We start from the raw sequence: 16,257 nt of genomic DNA, 5'->3' as shown, positions 1-16,257 counted from the left end.
GGTGGCTACTCGACGGTGACCGACTTGGCCAGGTTGCGGGGCTTGTCGATGTCGGTGTTGCCGCACTGGCGGGCGATCTCGGCGGAGAGGAACTGCAGCGGCACCGTGGACAGCAGCGGCTGCAGCAGCGTGCCGGAGGCCGGGATCTCGAGCAGGAAGTTCGCGTAGGGCTTCACCGACTCGTCGCCCTCTTCGGCGATGACGATGGTCTTCGCGCCGCGGGCCCGGATCTCCTGGATGTTCGTGACGATCTTGGAGTGCAGGATCTCGCGTCCCTGCGGGGAAGGCACCACGACGACGACCGGCAGGTCGTCCTCGATCAGCGCGATCGGGCCGTGCTTGAGCTCCCCGGCGGGGAAGCCTTCGGCGTGGATGTAGGCCAGTTCCTTGAGCTTGAGCGCGCCCTCCAACGCCACCGGGTAGCCGACGTGGCGGCCGAGGAAGAGCATCGTCGGGATCGGGCCGAGTTCCTCGGCGAGTCCGTGGATCCGGTCCTTGAGCTCCAGCGTCTTCTCGATCTTCGCCGGGATGGCCTCGAGCTGGTCGAAGATGTCCTCGATCTCGTCAGGGTACTTCGTGCCACGGGCCTGCGCCAGCGCCAGACCGACGATGTAGTTCGCCGCGATCTGTGCGAGGAAGGCCTTGGTGGACGCCACGCCGATCTCCGGGCCGGCGTGGGTGTAGAGCACGGCGTCCGACTCGCGGGGGATCTGCGAACCGTTGGTGTTGCAGACCGCCAGAACGCGCGCGCCCTGGGACTTGGCGTGGCGGACCGCCTCGAGGGTGTCGGCGGTCTCACCGGACTGGGAGACGGCGACGACGAGGGTCTGCTTGTCGAGTACCGGGTCACGGTAGCGGAACTCACTGGCGACCTCGATTTCGACAGGCAGCCGCACCCAGTGCTCGATGGCGTACTTGGCCAGCAGGCCGGAGTGGTAGGCCGAGCCACAGGCGACGACGAAGACCTTCTCCACCTGGCGCAGGTCCTCGTCGGAGATGCGCTGCTCGTCGAGGACGACGTGGCCGTCGACGAAGTGGCCGGCGAGGGTGTCGCGGATGGCGGCGGGCTGCTCGAAGATCTCCTTCATCATGAAGGAGTCGAAACCGCCCTTCTCGGCGGCCTCCAGGTCCCAGTCGATGTCGAAGGGTCGACCCTCGGTTGGGGTGCCGTCGAAGTCCATGACCCGGTAGTCGTCCCTGGTGATGACGACGACGTTGTCCTGACCGAGCTCGACGGCCTTGCGGGTGTGGGCGATGAAGGCGGCGACATCGGAACCGAGGAACATCTCGTCCTCACCGACGCCGACGATCAGCGGGGTGGAACGGCGTCCGGCGACGATCTTGCCCGGCTCGTCGACGTGGGTGAACAGGAGGGTGAAGGCACCCTCGAGACGACGCAGCACCGCGAGGGCGGACGCCTCGAAGTCGCCGGCGGTCGGGCCACCGTTGTAGGCCAGGGCGACGAGGTGGGCGGCGACCTCGGAGTCGGTCTCACTGGTCAGCTCGATACCGGCGGCCTCGATCTCGGCGCGCAGCTCGGCGAAGTTCTCGATGATGCCGTTGTGGACGATCGCGGCCTTGCCGTCATAGGAGACGTGCGGGTGGGCGTTCGAGTCGTTCGGGCGGCCGTGGGTGGCCCAACGGGTGTGTCCGATGCAGGTCGCACCGGCGAAGCGGTCACTGTCCCTGCCCCCGGCCGCGTCGATCTGGTCCAGCAGGTTCGCCAGTTTGCCGGCCTTCTTCTCCACCTCGAGCTCACCGGGACGCACCACCGCGATTCCCGCGGAGTCATACCCCCGGTACTCCATACGCGCCAGCGCGTCCAGACCGATGTCGAGCGCACTGACGTTACGTGCCGCATCTCCGACGTAACCAACGATTCCACACATGCGGACCACCCTACCGAGACGGACGTTCGGGGGGTTACTCCGGTAGGCCCCATGCCGGTACGGGGCCGGGAAGTCCTCGGTATGCCCTCGGTATGCCCTCGGTATGCACGGGTCCGGACCCTCCGGCATACCCATCCCCTAGTATTGGGACCGTGGCTGAGAATGTGAAGAACCTGATCGCCCGACTCGGCAGGCCCGGTCCCTACGACGTCCGGGTCGGCGACCTCGGTGTCGCCGGACTGCCGGGGCGGGTCTACGTCCCTGTCAACGGATCCGGTGGTGCCGGACGCACCGGCCGTAAGAAGCGCACCTCGGTGCCCGGTCTGGTGTTCGCGCACGACTGGCGGATCTCCGCGGACGCGTACCACGTCACGCTGCGGAACCTCGCGAGCTGGGGTATCGCCGTGGCAGCCCCGGACACCGAGACCGGCTTCCGGCCCGACCACCGTGGTTTCGCCGCCGACCTGGAGTCCTCGCTGACGATCCTCGCCGGCGTGAAGCTCGGTGACGGTGCCACGGTCGTCGACGTCAACCGTCTGTACCTCGCCGGTCACGGCATGGGCGCCGGTGCGGCGGTACTGACGGCCACGGGTCGCCCGGTCACCTCCCCGGGGTCCGGCGACACCCCGTCCCTGGCCGGCGTCATCGCCGTGTACCCCTCGGACACCACCCCGAGCTGCTACGAGGCCGCCCGTGTCGTCGAGGCACCCGCCCTCGTGCTGGATGCGGGGCGCCCCGGATCGGTACCCACCGGCAACGCGGGACGCCTCGCGGCGAACTGGCGTGGCCCGGTGGGTTACCGGAAGATCCTCAAGGGCAGCCCGGCCGGGTTCAGCGAGCCGGTGCTGCGCAAGGTCGGCCTCGGTGGTGCGGGCCTCGAGTTCGCCGTCCAGGACCTGATCCGTGCCCTCATCATCGGCTTCATCGCCGGCGACGGCGCGGTGGACACCAGGGAGGCGAAGGCCTTCACCCCGCTGCACCGGTTCGGTGCGGACCTCCCCGACATCAAGGGCACCTCGACGGCGACGCGTCGGGAACTCTTCGAGTCCTTCCCCGAGTTCTTCGACCCGGGCGAGAAGCTGCAGGACGCGATCCTGCACCGCTGACCTGCGGTCAGTGGACCCGGGCGTTGAACAGGTCGTCGGGAGACCTTCCCTGCCGGACCGTAGGGGTCCGGTGGTCCGTCTGCGGGGGTGACGGACGGGATGTCGGGGCGGGCTCCTCAGCAGTCCCGCCCCGGTCCGCCTGTTCGGCAACCTTTTCGAGGCTCCGGCGGAGGTTGTCCGGAAGATCCTTGTCCGCCATCACCGCCTCCACCTCGGCGGTGAACTTCCGCAGAACCTCGGTCTGGGCGCGGTAGGCCTCGACGAAGTCCTCGCTGACCCGGCGCATACTGCCGAGGTACTCGTCCATCACCGCCCGGTGCGTGTCACTCATCTGTGTGGGGCGTGCGATCTCTGTCACGTTCTCTCTCCTGTTCAGGTGGGCCCGGTGCCGGTCACCAGGCATCGGCGGACTCGGGCGCGGTTCCGGTGGGGTCGCCGGTTCCGGTGGTCCAGATATCCGGGTTCCAGCCGTCAGTCGCGGCGTCCGTGGCCGAGGATGCCTCCGGTGGTGCAGCCGGTACCCCGGTCTCCGGGGTCTCCCCGACAGCGGCCGGCGAGACCGGCTGGTCGGCGACGGTGGCCGGGCTTCCCGGAGCGTCCGGCACCCGGTCTGCCTTGTCGAAACCGTGGACCGGGTCCACGCTGGATTCCGGTGCGGGTTCCGGTGCGGGTTCCGGTGCGGGTTCCGGTTCAGCGGCCGGCTCGACGCATTCCGGCTCCGGCTGGGGTTCCGGCCGGGGTTCCGGACAGGCCGGCTCAGGTGTCTGTTCCGGGCAGCCCGACGGCTCGACGGACGTGTCCGCGGTGAACTCCGCCGCCAGCTCCACGGCGCCACCGACGACGACGGCGGCACCGACCCCCAGTGCCAGTCCGGCTGCACCGGCTGCACCGGTGAGGAGCATGTCGTCAGCGGCAGGGAGACAGTCACCGACAGTGATGTCGACCAGGGCCTCCAGTCCGCTGTTGCGCTGACCGAGCATCTCGGACACCGCCGTCACCGCCCCCTCCACCATCCCGGCGGCGGCGTCCCCGGCGCCACAGGCCAGGGCGGTGGACGCCAGTCCGCACACCTCCTCGACCAGCGCACTGATCTCCCCCGCGCAGCCGACGGTCAGCTGGTCCATCGCCCCGGCACAGCTGCCCACCGAGTTCACCGCGTCCTGGCAGAGCCCTGTGTGGGAGGCCAGGGCGTCCCCGGCGCCATAGAGGCCCTGGCTCGGCACCCCTCCGCCGATGCCGTCGAGTGCCCCGGCCGCCTCGGTGACAAGTGGGGCGATCTGGGCGGCGGCGTCCATGGCCATGCTGCCGGCACCGGCGATCGCGGTGATGGCGGTGGTGTCCATGCCCCGGGTGAAGTCCGCCAGGTCGCACATCCGCCGCACCGGTTCAGGTGGGCAGCCGGTCTGTTCCGCAGTGGCGGCGAGTGTGCCGAGGGCGACGTCCGTCCGAGTGGTGTCGACAGTGGTCACCGGTGATCACCGTCCCCGGTCGGTTTCCCGGCGTCTGCGACCGCCCCTGCCGCTCGGTGGTCCGCCCCGGAGATTCGTTGCACCGACTGTCTGGCGTCCTCCAGTCCCGCCCGGATCCTGCGCAGGTGCCGTGCCCGGGTGTCCTGTGCCCCGGACAGCAGTGCGACGACAGCCGCTCCCCTGGCCCCCAGGCCCCGTCCGAAGGACGCCTCGGGGGACGTTCCTGACGTTGGTGGATGCGTCCCCGGTCCGACGGCGTCGACCGCGGCCAGTGCAGCGGCGACGGCGTCCCTCCCCCTGTCCGGGTCCACGGACATCCTGTCCGTACGGGTCTTCACAGTGGTCCTCCTCCCCTGCCGCGCCCCAACGGCGGACAGTCATACCACTGTTGGACTCCACCGGGGCCGGGAAGGTTCCCCCGGTACCCGAACTCCCCCGGAGAGATCAGCCCTCGGAGATGACCACGGCCGCCAGCTGCCCGGCGATCTTCTTGGCATCGGCCGCGGTGTGTGCCTCCACCATGACGCGGTAGACCTGCTCGGTGCCACTGGGGCGCAGCAGGACCCGGCCGGTCTCCCCCAGCTCCTTCTCCGCCTCGGCGACAGCCTCGGCGACGACCGGGGACGTGTGGATCCGCTCCTTGTCCTCCACCGGCACATTGACCAGGGTCTGCGGCAGCACGGTCATCACCGACGCGAGTTCACGCAGGGTCCGGCCGGTCTCCGCCATCCGCGCCATGATCGACAGACCGGTGAGCGTGCCGTCACCGGTCGTCCCGTGCGCCGGGATGACGACATGGCCGGACTGCTCGCCGCCCAGGGACAGGTCCTGGGCGTTGAGGTCGGCGAGCACGTAACGGTCGCCGACCTTCGTCCGGCGCAGCTCGATCCCCTGCTCCTTCATCGCCAGCGTCAGGCCCAGGTTCGACATGACCGTGGCGACGAGGGTGTTCCTGCGCAGTTCGCCGGACTCCTTCATCGCCACCGCGAGGATCGCCATGATCTGGTCGCCGTCAATGATGTTGCCCTCGGAGTCCACCGCGAGGCAGCGGTCGGCGTCACCGTCGTGGGCGAGACCGAGGTCCGCGTGGTTCTCCAGGACGGCGTCCCGGACGACGTTGATGTGGGTGGACCCGCAGTCGTCGTTGATGTTGTAGGAGTTCGGGTGGTTGTGGATCGCCACGACATCCGCCCCGGCCTGGGCGTAGGCCTGCGGGGCGGCCTCGCTGGCGGCACCGTTGGCGCAGTCGACGACGACACGGATGCCGTCGAGCGGCGCAGGCACCGAGGACGCCAGGTGGAACAGGTAACGCTCCAGGCCGTCACCGGATTCCTCGATGATCCGGCCGATGGCCGCGCCGGTCGGGCCGGTCTCCGCCAGGTCCAGCATGGCGGCCTCAATTTCGTCCTCGACGGTGTCGTCGAGCTTGTGACCGCCGGCGGCGAAGAACTTGATGCCGTTGTCGGGCATCGGGTTGTGGGACGCCGAGATCATCACACCCATGTCCGCGCCGTAATCGTCGGTGAGGAAGGCGACGGCCGGGGTCGGCAGGACACCGACGTTGAGGACGTCGACGCCCTGGGAGGCCATGCCCGCCGAGAGGGCGGCGACCAGCATCTCGCCGGAGACCCGCGGGTCCCGGCCGATGACGGCGACAGGCCGGCGCTGGGAGTTCGGGGAGGTCTCGGTGAGAACGCGTGCGGCAGCGGCCCCCAGCCGCAGGGCGAGGGGGGCGGTCAGGGAGCGGTTGGCCAGACCGCGCACCCCGTCAGTTCCGAAAAGTCTGCTCATGGGGAGCCAGTCTAGTGGTCGGGGTGTCTGGTTCCCGTGTCGGTGCCCGGACCGTGTCTGCATCACGCAGTCGGAGACTGTTCTAGCGGGGGAAGGAACCGCCTCATGCTGCGTGATGCCGGCACACCGCGGACCCGGACAGCGAAACGCCGCCCACGGCGCACACGAGGTGCGACATGGACGGCGTCTCTGCCCGGAAAACCGGGACAGCCCACCAGGGCTGACAGGCGGGGCGCAGGGCCCCGGACAATCAGCGCTTGGAGTACTGCGGGGCGCGACGGGCCTTGTGCAGACCGGCCTTCTTGCGCTCGACCGCACGGGCGTCACGGGTGAGGAAGCCGGCCTTCTTCAGGGCGGCCCGCTCCTCCGGGTTGTACTTGTTCAGGGCACGGGAGATAGCCAGACGCATCGCGCCGGCCTGGCCGGAGGGGCCACCGCCCTTGAGGTTGACCTGGAAGTCGAACTGGTTCTCGCGGTCCAGCAGGACCAGCGGAGCCTTGATCAGCTGCTGGTGCAGCTTGTTCGGGAAGTAGTCCTCCAGGGTGCGACCGTTGCAGGTGAACTGGCCGGAGCCGGCGACCATACGGATGCGGACGACGGCCTCCTTGCGGCGGCCGACGGTCTGGATCGGGCCCTCGTAGAGATCGGCGACGGCCGGGGTGGCCTCGTCGGTCTCCTCGACCTCGGCGACGGTGTCACCGATGGTGGCGACGAACTCCTCGCTCACGGCGTCGGTAGCTTCGTAGTTCTCGATGTCGCTCACTGGGCCACCTTCTTGATCTCGTAGGTCTCGGGCTTCTGAGCGGCGAACGGGTGCTCGGCACCCGCGTAGACGCGCAGCTTCTTCACGGACTGGCGGGAGAGTCGGTTGTGCGGCATCATGCCGGTGATCGCCTCAGCAACGACGCGCTCCGGGTGCAGCTCCAGGGAGCGGCCCAGGGACATGGTCTTCAGACCGCCCGGGTAACCGGAGTGGCGGTAACGGAACTCGCGGTCACGCTTGTTGGACGAGATCGCGACCTTGTCGGCGTTGATGATGATGACGTTGTCACCGCAGTCGGTGTTCGGGGCGTAGATGGCCTTGCCCTTGCCGCGCAGCAGACCTGCAACGTGGGTGGCGAGACGACCCAGAACCACGTCAGTGGCGTCGATGACGTACCACTTACGGGTGATGTCACCGCTCTTCGGGTGGAAAGTAGTCACGTAAGGACTCCTTGTCTTCATGGAGCTGCCGGCCCGTCTACCCGGACCACGGCTTTCACCGTGTTCCGGGGTGCCCGCGGCGGCCGGTTGAGACCCGCGGACCGGTCACCGGGGCATACACCGGGGTGACCGCAACCTGAAAGACACTACTCTCCCCCGGTCACGACCACCAAACCCGTCACGCCCAGCTGTTCGCGGCGCTGGTGTTGATCTGACTCATCCGCGCATTGGCGTCGTCGACGGTGCGGGCGACGGAGTCGAGCACCATGTTGAGCTCTTCAAGGGAGTTGTCCCACCTGCGCTGGGCGTCCTGGTAGGCCACGGCGGAGGAACCCTCCCACTCAGCGATCATCGGGGCGACATCGCCCTTGAGCTGGGAGAGCATTCCGTTGATGTTACGGCTGGTCGCACGGATATCGGCGGCTGCCTGGGCGATCTGGGCGAAATCGTACTGGATCATGTCAGTCTCCTCGGGTTGTTGTCGGTGCCGTCAGCGGAACGCGGCGACGTTGTCGTCCTCGACCTGCTGGAAGGACCGGGCGTTGCCGCGGATGTTCTCCGCGATACTGGTCAGTGCGGCGCGCAGCTCACGGGCGGAATCGTTCCAGCGGACCATCAGATTCCCGAAGGACGCCTGCGCCTCACCCCGCCACACCCCCTGCACGGAATCGACGGTGCCCTGCAGCCGGTTCAGTTCCGCCTGGACCTGGTCGTTGACCGTGTCCACCTTCCCCGCGGTGGCGTGCATGACGTCGGTGGTTGTCCTGAAGCTCATGGCTTCCCCCTCATATTTCTGTGTCTGTATCTGAGTCGGTTTCCCGGTGGGTGCCGGCCCCTGTCGGGACCGTCCCTTAGTTAGACTCCACAGACCCCCGCCCGGTTCACTCCCCACCGAAATTACTTCACCGGGTCACGTCGCCGTCACTTCTGCACCGACAGCACCTGGTACGACGTCCGGATGTGTTCGGCGGCGAGTTCCGCGGCCAGATCGGCGTCCCCCTGTGCCACCGCATCAAGCAGCGCGCGGTGCTGGTCCTGCAGGGTGGCCTGCATCGCGGCCCAGTCCTCCCGGGCCTGGTAGCCCTCCAGCAGCGGGGCGCGCAGCGACTCCCGGATCGCCTGCGTCATATCGGCGAACAGACGGTTGCCGCCACCGTGGGCCAGGGCGACGTGGAAACGGGTGTCGGCGTCCCCGAAGTCCTCCCGACTCAGCTCCGCATCGTCGGCCTCCTCATCCCCGTCCATCACGGCGAGCTCCTGCTTCATGCGGTCGAGCATCTCGGGGTCGCGGTGTTTCGCAGCCATCCGTGCACTCTCGACCTCAAGGATCATGCGGGTCTGGACGACCTCGTCGAGGGCGAAATTGTTGAGCGCGACATGCAGCTTCAGGAACCGGCTCAGCGCCGCGGTCGGCATCGAGGTGATGAATGTCCCGGCACGGGCCCCGGAGCCGACATGGGACTCGAGCACGCCGTGGCTCTCCAGCACCCGGATCGCCTCGCGGGCAGCCGCGCGACTCACCCCGAGCTGTTCGGCGAGCTGACGCTCCGGCGGGAGCATGTCACCGACACCGAGTTCCCCGGACAAGATCCGGTTCTCGATCGCCTCGACGACCAGCGAATGGGTGCTGGTCCGGGGTGCGGGACGCCCAGGATCTGAGATTTCTGACATGTTGTCGGTTCTACCACGGTGACATGGTGTTCACCCCACCCGGGCGGTGGCGGCGAACCGGTCGCAGGCGGCGAGCCGCCCGGCCGTCTGCTCCGCGGTACCCGTCCGGTACTGGCAGCCCACGGAGACCTGGTGACCGTCGATGAGACGCACCTGCCATCGGGTCGTGGACCGGCCACTGTCCTCTTCGTAGTTCACCGGGTGCTGCGAGGTCACCCGTGCACCTGGCATGTCAGCCAGACCGGTGAGCATCCGGGCGTCGAGTTCCTCCTGGGTGCCCAGCGGAGTCGGGGTGGCTGCGACGAGGATACGGGCGTCCGGATCGTCCGACATCCAGATCTCGCGGCGTTCGGTGGCCTCCCGCAGGGTCCAGCCGTCGAGGTCGGCGTCGACGGGGATGTCGGCACGCTCGGCGGTGTGCTCCGGGGTGGGGTCGCCGCGGCGTACCGGGTCGGCGAACTGCTGCCCGTCAGCGGGCACGGCGGCCGCAGACTCCTGCTCCGGCGTCGGCACCGCGCTGGAGGACGCCCCGGTCTGCGGCGCGGTCTGCGGCGTGGCCGGTGGCGAGGCGGTGACAGAACCTTCCCCGCCCTGCCCGAGGAGGCCCACCACCAGGACACCGACCAGCACCACGACGACAGCGGTGACGGCGAGAAGGGTCCGGTGCACCCGTGGGCGTTCCGTGTCCATCTCCCCGTCCATCTCCGCGCCCACGTCCCTGTCGACCCTGTCGACCCTGTCCTCCACTCCGTCCGCCGGGTCCCCGCCCTCCAGATCAGCGAGCTCGGCACGGGCCATCTCCAGGTCCGCGGCGAGGCGCAGCGCGGCATCCGGATCCACGCACCGGGCCCGTAGCCCGACAGTGCGCAGATAGGCGGCGACTGTCGTGGCGTCCTGACCGGTGACCAGCACATCGGTGGTGGATTCGCCCACACCCCAGGGGAACCGGATCCGCGGCGTCCGCGGATTCGGGTCGGTGAGATCCGGGTCCGCCGCACGTTCCTCGAGCACCTCGGCGACAAGTTCACGGACCGCCTCGAGCCTCTCCAGCGGCACCGCGGACCCTCGCCACCGCACTCCGTCGCCTTCACCCGGCGCGTCGCACCGGACACTGAACCCGCTGAGCAGGTCGGTCACTGTCCACCCGTTGACGAGGACGCCGGACTCCACCAGAGACACCGCCTGCACGGTCATTCCTGTCGCGTTCACTGTTTCTCCCCTGTCGTGTCCTCGGTCTCAACCTCGGTCTCAACCTCTGTCGGTTCATCCACCACGGCGACCTGCAGTTCCACGGCGTCCCCGACGACGAGGACGCCACGGCCCGGCGCGGTGGGACGCAACACCTGGCCGGCGACCGGGCCGTCTTCCCGCGGTGCCGAGAGCAGGACCCAGGCGGTACTGTCGCGCACGCCCTGGAGCAGTGGCGTGTAGGTGCTGCGCCCCATCACCGCACTACGCCGGGCGGTGACCAGGTGAAGACCGATGTCCGCGGCATGGGGCAGCAGCGGGACCAGGATGTCGAGTGCCGCGGTGAGGTCGGTGGAATGGTCGAGGTCGTCGACGACGACCACGAGGTCCGGTCCAGTCCACCAGCTGCGGTCGCGCAGCATCTGCGGGCTCAGCGAGGTGACGTCGTCCGGGATCCTCTCGCGCAGCACCCCCTCCCAGCGGGTCAGTTCTTCGGTGAAAGACGCCGGGGAGCGGTAGCCCGGCACGCCGAGCAACCCGCGGCGCCCGTCGGCGACGAGCAGTTCCACACTCCCCTGCTCCCACGCAACGGGATCGGTGAGCCCGGCGATGAGGGTGCGCAACGTGGTCGTCACCCCGGACCGTGCCTGACCGACGACAGTGAGATGTGGGGAGGACGCCGGGTCCCAGGTCACGGCACCGAGGGTGGGGCCACCGACACCGAGGATGACCTTGCCGGGCTCTGCCACACCGGCCGCGGAGTAGGAGATCTGCTCGGGCAGCAGCTTCATGTGCAGGTCCGGTTCGTTGCGGGCCACGCTGACCCGCCGGGCATGCTCGACAGCCTCCTCGTCGGAACGGGCGGTCTGGATGTGGCGTCCCGCAGGGGAGACGCCGCGGCCCGGCACGTCGGGCAGGCTGCGCTGGGCATCGCGGAAGGTGGAGTCCGTGGGCGTCATCTTCAGTTCGACGGTCCCGGTGAGCAGGTCACGCAGACTGGGCCGGAAAGTCCAGCGCAGCGCGGTGACGACCACGTGGACGCCACGCTCCAGTCCCCCGGCCACCAGGGTGGCGAGCCGACGGTCGCTCTCACCCAGGGCGTCCACCCCGTCGATGAGCAGGACGCGGTGGGCGACACCGGCCGGAGCGTCCTGCTCCAGCTCGTCGAGCAGCCGGTCGACCCGGTCGGCGCCGACGACCGCGGCGACCTGCGGTAAGCGCGCCAGGGAGGCCAGGGAGCCGCCGGGGTCGAGAACGTAGACCGCCACCGAGGGACTGGTCAGTGCGAGTCCGACGGTGAGGGTGCGGAGCAGGGTGGTCTTGCCGGTGCCCGGTGAGCCGACGACGGCCCAGTGCCTGCGACGCAGGTCGATGTCGAGGCGACGTTGTTCACCGTCGAAGGGCAGGTCCTCCAGGGCGACGGGGACGCACAGCGGGGTGGATTCCCCGGTGGCGTGGTCCCCGAGCAGTCGGCTTGCCGGCAGCTCGGTGGGCAGCGGATCCAGCCAGATCGGGCGGAGGTTCGGCCCGGCCAGCCGGTCGACGACGAGATCCATGGTCGTACCGGTGGCCTCTGGTTCCACCCCCAGTTCGCGGATGATGCGCCGGTCGGCCGGCACCTCGGGTCCGGAGACATAGGCCGACTGGAACCGCACCTGACCTGCGCCACCGGCCTCGGCGAGGATCGCGGCACCGGGAGTGGCCGGCAGGTCGTGGGCGGCGGTCGAGCCGATGAGTGCGCGGGACTCGGCGGCGGAGAAGGTCCGCAGGGCGATCCGGTAGCTGAGGTGTGATTCCAGGCCGCGCAGTCGCCCTTCCTCCAGTCGCTGACTGGCGAGCAGCAGGTGCAGGCCGAGGGACCGGCCGAGTCGTCCGACTGCGGCGAAGACGTCGGCGAACTCCGGACGGGCATGCAGGAGTTCGGAGAACTCATCCACCACGATGAACAGGGAGGGCATCTCACCGGGGTGCCGGCGGTTGTACTCCGTGGCGGTGGACAGGCCCGCGGCACGCAGCGTCTCCTGGCGGCGGTGCATCTCGCCGAGCAGGGCGTCCTGCATCCGGTCGACGAGCACCGCTTCATCCGACAGGTTCGTGATCACCGCGGCGGTGTGCGGCAGGCGTTCCAGACCGGCGAAGGCGGCTCCGCCCTTGAAGTCGACGAGGACGAAGTTGAGTTCCCCGGCACTGTGGTGGTGGGCGAAGCTGGTGACCACGGCCTTGAGTAACTCGGATTTTCCCGATCCGGTCGCGCCGATGCACAGTCCGTGCGGGCCGATGCCGCCCTTGGCGGACTCCCTGATGTCGAGGTACACCGGCGACTGCCCCGCCCGGCCGATCGGAGCACGCAGGTCGCCGCCGGGCAGGTCGAGCAGGGAGGTCTCACTGCGCCGGGTGCAGCGGGCGCGGCACAGGGCGGCAAGTTCGACGTCACTGAGGCGGTCGGCGGTGGCGAAGGGACGCCAGCCGTCGACAGTCCAGGCCGACAGCACCTCCCCGTCGGAGTGGAGCAGCAGGCCGCGGGTCCGGGCGGTCTCCTCGGCGGCGTCGTCCGGGTCAGCGACGACGGTGCAGCGCGCGGGTGCGGCGGCCTGCGGCGCCGGTGACTCGACCTCCGCGCTGTAGCGGAAGCTGATCCGCAGTGCGCCGTCATGCGGTAGCCACCGGTCATGCGGTCCGTCGATGCCCACCACGCCCGGATCCTGCAGGACCAGTGCCCCCTGCATCGCCCTGACCTGGTCGGACGCCCCTGGTCCGGTCACCGCGACGACCGGGAACTGCCGCAGGTCCACCGCCACCGGGGCGTCCAGGGTGGCGTGGCGGGTCGCCAGGTCACGCAGGCTCATCGCGCACACCGGCTCCAGGTCCTCCGGGGGCACGTCGACCGGGATGTCGAGCGGGTCATCGGGGGCCTGGACAGCGGTACCGAGACGGACGACACCCGGTTCGACGTCCTGCCCGTCCACCCCCTCGACCGCGCGTGTCCACAGTGCCTGCGGGTGGGGGTGGCGGCGTTCGGTGTCCTCCCGCTGGGTGTTCCGGGCCCGGCGGACGCCGTCGGTCAGCGCGTCGAGATGGCGGTGGTAACTGCGCCGGATCTCGTCGACGTCCTGACCTCCGGGCTGGAACATCATGACCATGGAGCCGACCATCATCAGGGGAAAAATGAAGGTCATGGGGCTGCGGGCCATCCCCGAGAGCATCATCGCGGCGACCATGCCGAGCACGGCGACGAGCATGACCGCGGGCATGAGGAGCCGCAGGAACGGCTGTCTGTTCTTCGGCAGTGATGGTGGTGGTTGCGTCTGCACCGGCTGTCCCCTCAGATGAAAAGTCCCCGTCATCGACCCTGCCCGCGCCCCCTGTGGCACCGGACCCCCGACAACATAATCTCTGGCTTACGCCTGTGTTCGGTGACGATACCGTAATCCCGCTGCGCGCGGAATGTTTATCGCCTAAAGTTGCCGTCACATGCCGTACCACCGGGGGTCGCGGCACCTGTCACAGCATCATTCACCAGGGGGAATCCACCAGTGATCGCCGTCAGTATCACCGTCGTCGACGACCGGGGACGCGGGCGCGTCCTCGACGCCACCGTGTCCGGGACCGTCCCGGTCACTGAACTCCTGCCCCATCTGGTGGACGCCGCGCCCGGCGAACACTGGCAGCTCAGCGGACCCGCCGGGGTCCTACGCCCCGAGCACGGGCTCGATGAGGCCGGGGTGCGCCCCGGGGAACGTCTCACCCTGGCGCGCGCCACGGTCCCTGCCCCACCGACCGACACCGTCGGGCTGCTCAGCGGGGATCTCCCGACCAATCCGTCGGTGTGGGTCGCGTCCTTCCTCGCCGCGGCTGCCACCCTTGTCCTGCCTCCGTTCAGCCCCGGAGCGCCGCTGTGGCACCCGCTGGAGATCAGCGACCGTGCACGCGATGTGCTCGACGGCACCGGGGATCCGGCCGGTACGGCGGCACTGCTGTGCTCCGTGCTCACCCTGGTCCTCGCAGTGGCGGCGGCTGCGGCGAGTCTGCACGGGAAGCGGTATACCGCCCTGGCTGCCCTGCTCGCCTTCAGTGCCGGAGTGCAGGTCAATGTACTGACCGGCTGCGTCCTCGCCGCCTGCGCGGTGTGGCGGCCGGGACCCGAACGGGTGGTCACGGTAGTCCTCGCGGTGGCAGCGGCGCTGAACTTCTGGCCCGGGCTGACGGTGCTGGTGGGGATGACCGGCCTGGTCATCGCAGGGCAGACCGCCCTGGGACTGGCCGGGGTGCCGCTGCCGAGGATCCCTGCGACCGGCCTGTTCGCCGCGACGGACCGGCTGCGGAAGCAGGACGCCAGGTCAGCAGGCGAGAGAGCCGCCAACTCCACCGACTCCACCGACGCCAGGAACGCTGCCGTCGACCGGGCCCGGCAGGTTCACGCCGCCCTGGTCATCGCCTGTTGCACAGTCATCAGCGCTGGCGTGGTCCAGCTCATCCCACCGGGGTCCGCGCCCGGGTGGGTCACCGTGGCCGCCTGTCTGACCGTTGCGGTGACCGGACTCTCGGCCCGCGGCTGCCGTCCGGTCCACGCGGTGGCGGTCACTGTCACCGCAGTCATCGTCGCCGTGTGGACGTTGGTGCACTGCGCGTCCCCGTGGCCGGCGGTGGCCCTGCTGCCGGTGATCCTGCCCGCGGTGAAGGTGACCTCGCCGCTTGCCGGCCGGGTGATCGACATCCTGGAGACCGTCGCCTTCGCTGTCGCCGTGCCTCTTTTCATCGCCACCACCGGTGTCTTCGACCTGGTCAGGGGCATCGGGTGAGGTACCTGGCGGGGCACGCGTCGGCGGTGGTGTGTGCTGCGGTTCTGTTGCTGGTGGGCATGCCGGTGGTCTCAGCACAGGAACACCGCGAACAGTGCGGGGTCCCCGAGCCCGGTGAGGCACTGCCGGTGGATGTGACGCTGCCCCATGACGTCGCCACCGGTGCCGGAGTGGGGATCGCCCTGGTGGACACCGGGGCGTCCTCACCCGGGGTCGTGCCCGGTCGGGAGGAGGATCTGGACCACTGCGTCCTGCATGGCACGGCGGTCGCGGGAGTTCTGCGCAGCGTGGCACCCGATGCGACCGTGGTCTCCCACCGCCAGGAGACCGACCGTGGTGCGGGCACCGTCGCCGGGCTGGTCGACGCCCTGGAACGTGCCGTCACACATGCCCGTGAGCACCCCGAGGTGAAGATCGTGAACATGTCGCTCGTGGCCTGCCAGGACACTGTCGAGCTGCGACGGGCGGTCGCCGATGCGGAGGACGCCGGGCTGCTCATCGTCGCCGCGGCGGGCAACTCCGGACAGTGTGCCGAGGGGCAGACCCCGTTCCCTGCCTCGCTGCCCGGCGTCCTGACGGTCGGCGGGGTGGACGCCCGTATCCCCGAGGCGTCCCAACTGGGCGATCTGGGTCGTGGCCGGGTGGTGGCCGACTACTCGGTGCCCGGGGTGTGGGTGGACCTGGTCGCGCCGGGTGGTCCGGTCTCGACGGTGTTGCGTACCCCTGCCGGTGAGGTGACCGTCGTGGGTGATCCGGACCCGTTCGCGGGCACCAGTTTCGCCGCTCCGGTGGTCTCTGCGGCGGCGGCGCTGGTCTGGCAGGTCCGCCCGGAGATGTCGGCGGCGCAGGTGCGGTCGGTGCTGGTCTCCACCGCCCGGTCAGGCGGGGTACCGGTGGTGGACCCGGCGGCGGCAGTCGCCTCGGTGATGGACGGTGAGCCGGTGGCCGGCGTCCGGGAGTCGCCCTGGATTGACGGGGTTGACCTGGCGGCAGCCCCGGATGAGCGGCTTGAACTGCGGGTTCCACTCGCTCTGACGTCCCTGGTGCTGGTCGGGGCACTCGGCGTGACGGTGACTCGGCGTCCTCGCGGGTGAATGCCCGGGGACTGCCACAGAGCTCCCACGGTCCCTGCAGGCGTACC

General features: G+C 69.6%; 15 protein-coding genes. 3 read left to right on the top strand and 12 right to left on the bottom strand.

The features are described 5' to 3' along the window. Positions 1-5: 5 nt before the first annotated feature. Positions 6-1,889, bottom strand: a complete 1,884-nt coding sequence (gene glmS, locus CVA01_RS10440; RefSeq protein WP_141330565.1) for a glutamine--fructose-6-phosphate transaminase (isomerizing) — start codon at positions 1,887-1,889, stop codon at positions 6-8. A gap of 152 nt (positions 1,890-2,041) precedes the next feature. Between glmS and CVA01_RS10435 the strand changes: the two genes are divergently transcribed. Further along, positions 2,042-2,995 carry a dienelactone hydrolase family protein gene (locus CVA01_RS10435; RefSeq protein ID WP_373862677.1) on the top strand — a complete coding sequence of 318 codons (954 nt, stop codon included), beginning with the start codon at positions 2,042-2,044 and terminating at the stop codon, positions 2,993-2,995. Between the two features lie 7 nt (positions 2,996-3,002). Here the strand turns inward: CVA01_RS10435 and CVA01_RS10430 are convergent, their stop codons facing one another. From CVA01_RS10430 to CVA01_RS10380, 11 genes are all read right to left on the bottom strand, one after another. Beyond that, entirely contained in the window at positions 3,003-3,353 is a 351-nt protein-coding gene (locus CVA01_RS10430) for a hypothetical protein (RefSeq protein ID WP_041630153.1), read from the bottom strand. A gap of 34 nt (positions 3,354-3,387) precedes the next feature. Continuing rightward, complete coding sequence (locus tag CVA01_RS15065; RefSeq protein WP_176586716.1) at positions 3,388-4,464, bottom strand: hypothetical protein; 1,077 nt, start codon at positions 4,462-4,464, stop codon at positions 3,388-3,390. After that, positions 4,461-4,802 carry a hypothetical protein gene (locus CVA01_RS10420; RefSeq protein WP_141330563.1) on the bottom strand — a complete coding sequence of 114 codons (342 nt, stop codon included), beginning with the start codon at positions 4,800-4,802 and terminating at the stop codon, positions 4,461-4,463. The genes CVA01_RS15065 and CVA01_RS10420 overlap by 4 nt, the downstream gene beginning before the upstream one ends. A 106-nt stretch (positions 4,803-4,908) precedes the next feature. Beyond that, positions 4,909-6,255, bottom strand: a complete 1,347-nt coding sequence (gene glmM, locus CVA01_RS10415) for a phosphoglucosamine mutase (RefSeq protein WP_141330561.1) — start codon at positions 6,253-6,255, stop codon at positions 4,909-4,911. Positions 6,256-6,505: 250 nt separating this feature from the next. Then, entirely contained in the window at positions 6,506-7,018 is a 513-nt protein-coding gene (rpsI, locus tag CVA01_RS10410; RefSeq protein ID WP_014010800.1) for a 30S ribosomal protein S9, read from the bottom strand. After that, entirely contained in the window at positions 7,015-7,458 is a 444-nt protein-coding gene (rplM, locus tag CVA01_RS10405; protein WP_014010801.1) for a 50S ribosomal protein L13, read from the bottom strand. The genes rpsI and rplM overlap by 4 nt, the downstream gene beginning before the upstream one ends. A gap of 178 nt (positions 7,459-7,636) precedes the next feature. Next, the gene (locus CVA01_RS10400; RefSeq protein ID WP_014010802.1) at positions 7,637-7,918 is read right to left on the bottom strand and encodes a WXG100 family type VII secretion target; all 282 of its coding nucleotides are present in this window, start codon (positions 7,916-7,918) and stop codon (positions 7,637-7,639) included. Between the two features lie 30 nt (positions 7,919-7,948). Continuing rightward, complete coding sequence (locus CVA01_RS10395; RefSeq protein ID WP_014010803.1) at positions 7,949-8,233, bottom strand: WXG100 family type VII secretion target; 285 nt, start codon at positions 8,231-8,233, stop codon at positions 7,949-7,951. Between the two features lie 146 nt (positions 8,234-8,379). Next, entirely contained in the window at positions 8,380-9,129 is a 750-nt protein-coding gene (locus CVA01_RS10390; protein WP_141330559.1) for a FadR/GntR family transcriptional regulator, read from the bottom strand. A gap of 30 nt (positions 9,130-9,159) precedes the next feature. Next, entirely contained in the window at positions 9,160-10,338 is a 1,179-nt protein-coding gene (locus CVA01_RS10385; RefSeq protein ID WP_141330557.1) for a type VII secretion-associated protein, read from the bottom strand. Next, a complete protein-coding gene (locus tag CVA01_RS10380) occupies positions 10,335-13,628 on the bottom strand; it encodes an FtsK/SpoIIIE domain-containing protein (RefSeq protein WP_141330555.1) in 3,294 nt (1,097 codons plus the stop codon). Before CVA01_RS10380 ends, CVA01_RS10385 begins: the two co-directional genes overlap by 4 nt. Positions 13,629-13,850: 222 nt before the next feature. On the opposite strand from CVA01_RS10380, the gene CVA01_RS10375 reads away from it, so the two are divergent. Further along, positions 13,851-15,116 (top strand): ubiquitin family protein, encoded by a 1,266-nt coding sequence (locus CVA01_RS10375; protein WP_141330553.1) that lies wholly within the window; start codon positions 13,851-13,853, stop codon positions 15,114-15,116. 59 nt (positions 15,117-15,175) lie between these two features. After that, positions 15,176-16,210, top strand: a complete 1,035-nt coding sequence (locus CVA01_RS10370) for a S8 family serine peptidase (protein WP_141330551.1) — start codon at positions 15,176-15,178, stop codon at positions 16,208-16,210. The last annotated feature ends 47 nt before the right edge of the window (positions 16,211-16,257 follow it).

Origin of the sequence: Corynebacterium variabile (genome assembly GCF_006539825.1) — a bacterium.
Lineage (GTDB): Bacteria > Actinomycetota > Actinomycetes > Mycobacteriales > Mycobacteriaceae > Corynebacterium > Corynebacterium variabile.
The sequence above is the reverse complement of the archived record's forward strand: the minus strand, read 5'-3'. Positions and strand labels throughout refer to the sequence as shown.

What these genes read in the sequence shown, in the direction of transcription:
- glmS (WP_141330565.1), bottom strand. Translation starts at nt 1,889, where the DNA reads ATGTGTGGAATCGTTGGTTACGTCGGAGATGCGGCACGTAACGTCAGT.
- glmM (WP_141330561.1), bottom strand. Translation starts at nt 6,255, where the DNA reads ATGAGCAGACTTTTCGGAACTGACGGGGTGCGCGGTCTGGCCAACCGC.
- CVA01_RS10400 (WP_014010802.1), bottom strand. Translation starts at nt 7,918, where the DNA reads ATGATCCAGTACGATTTCGCCCAGATCGCCCAGGCAGCCGCCGATATC.
- CVA01_RS10395 (WP_014010803.1), bottom strand. Translation starts at nt 8,233, where the DNA reads ATGAGCTTCAGGACAACCACCGACGTCATGCACGCCACCGCGGGGAAG.
- CVA01_RS10390 (WP_141330559.1), bottom strand. Translation starts at nt 9,129, where the DNA reads ATGTCAGAAATCTCAGATCCTGGGCGTCCCGCACCCCGGACCAGCACC.
- CVA01_RS10370 (WP_141330551.1), top strand. Translation starts at nt 15,176, where the DNA reads ATGCCGGTGGTCTCAGCACAGGAACACCGCGAACAGTGCGGGGTCCCC.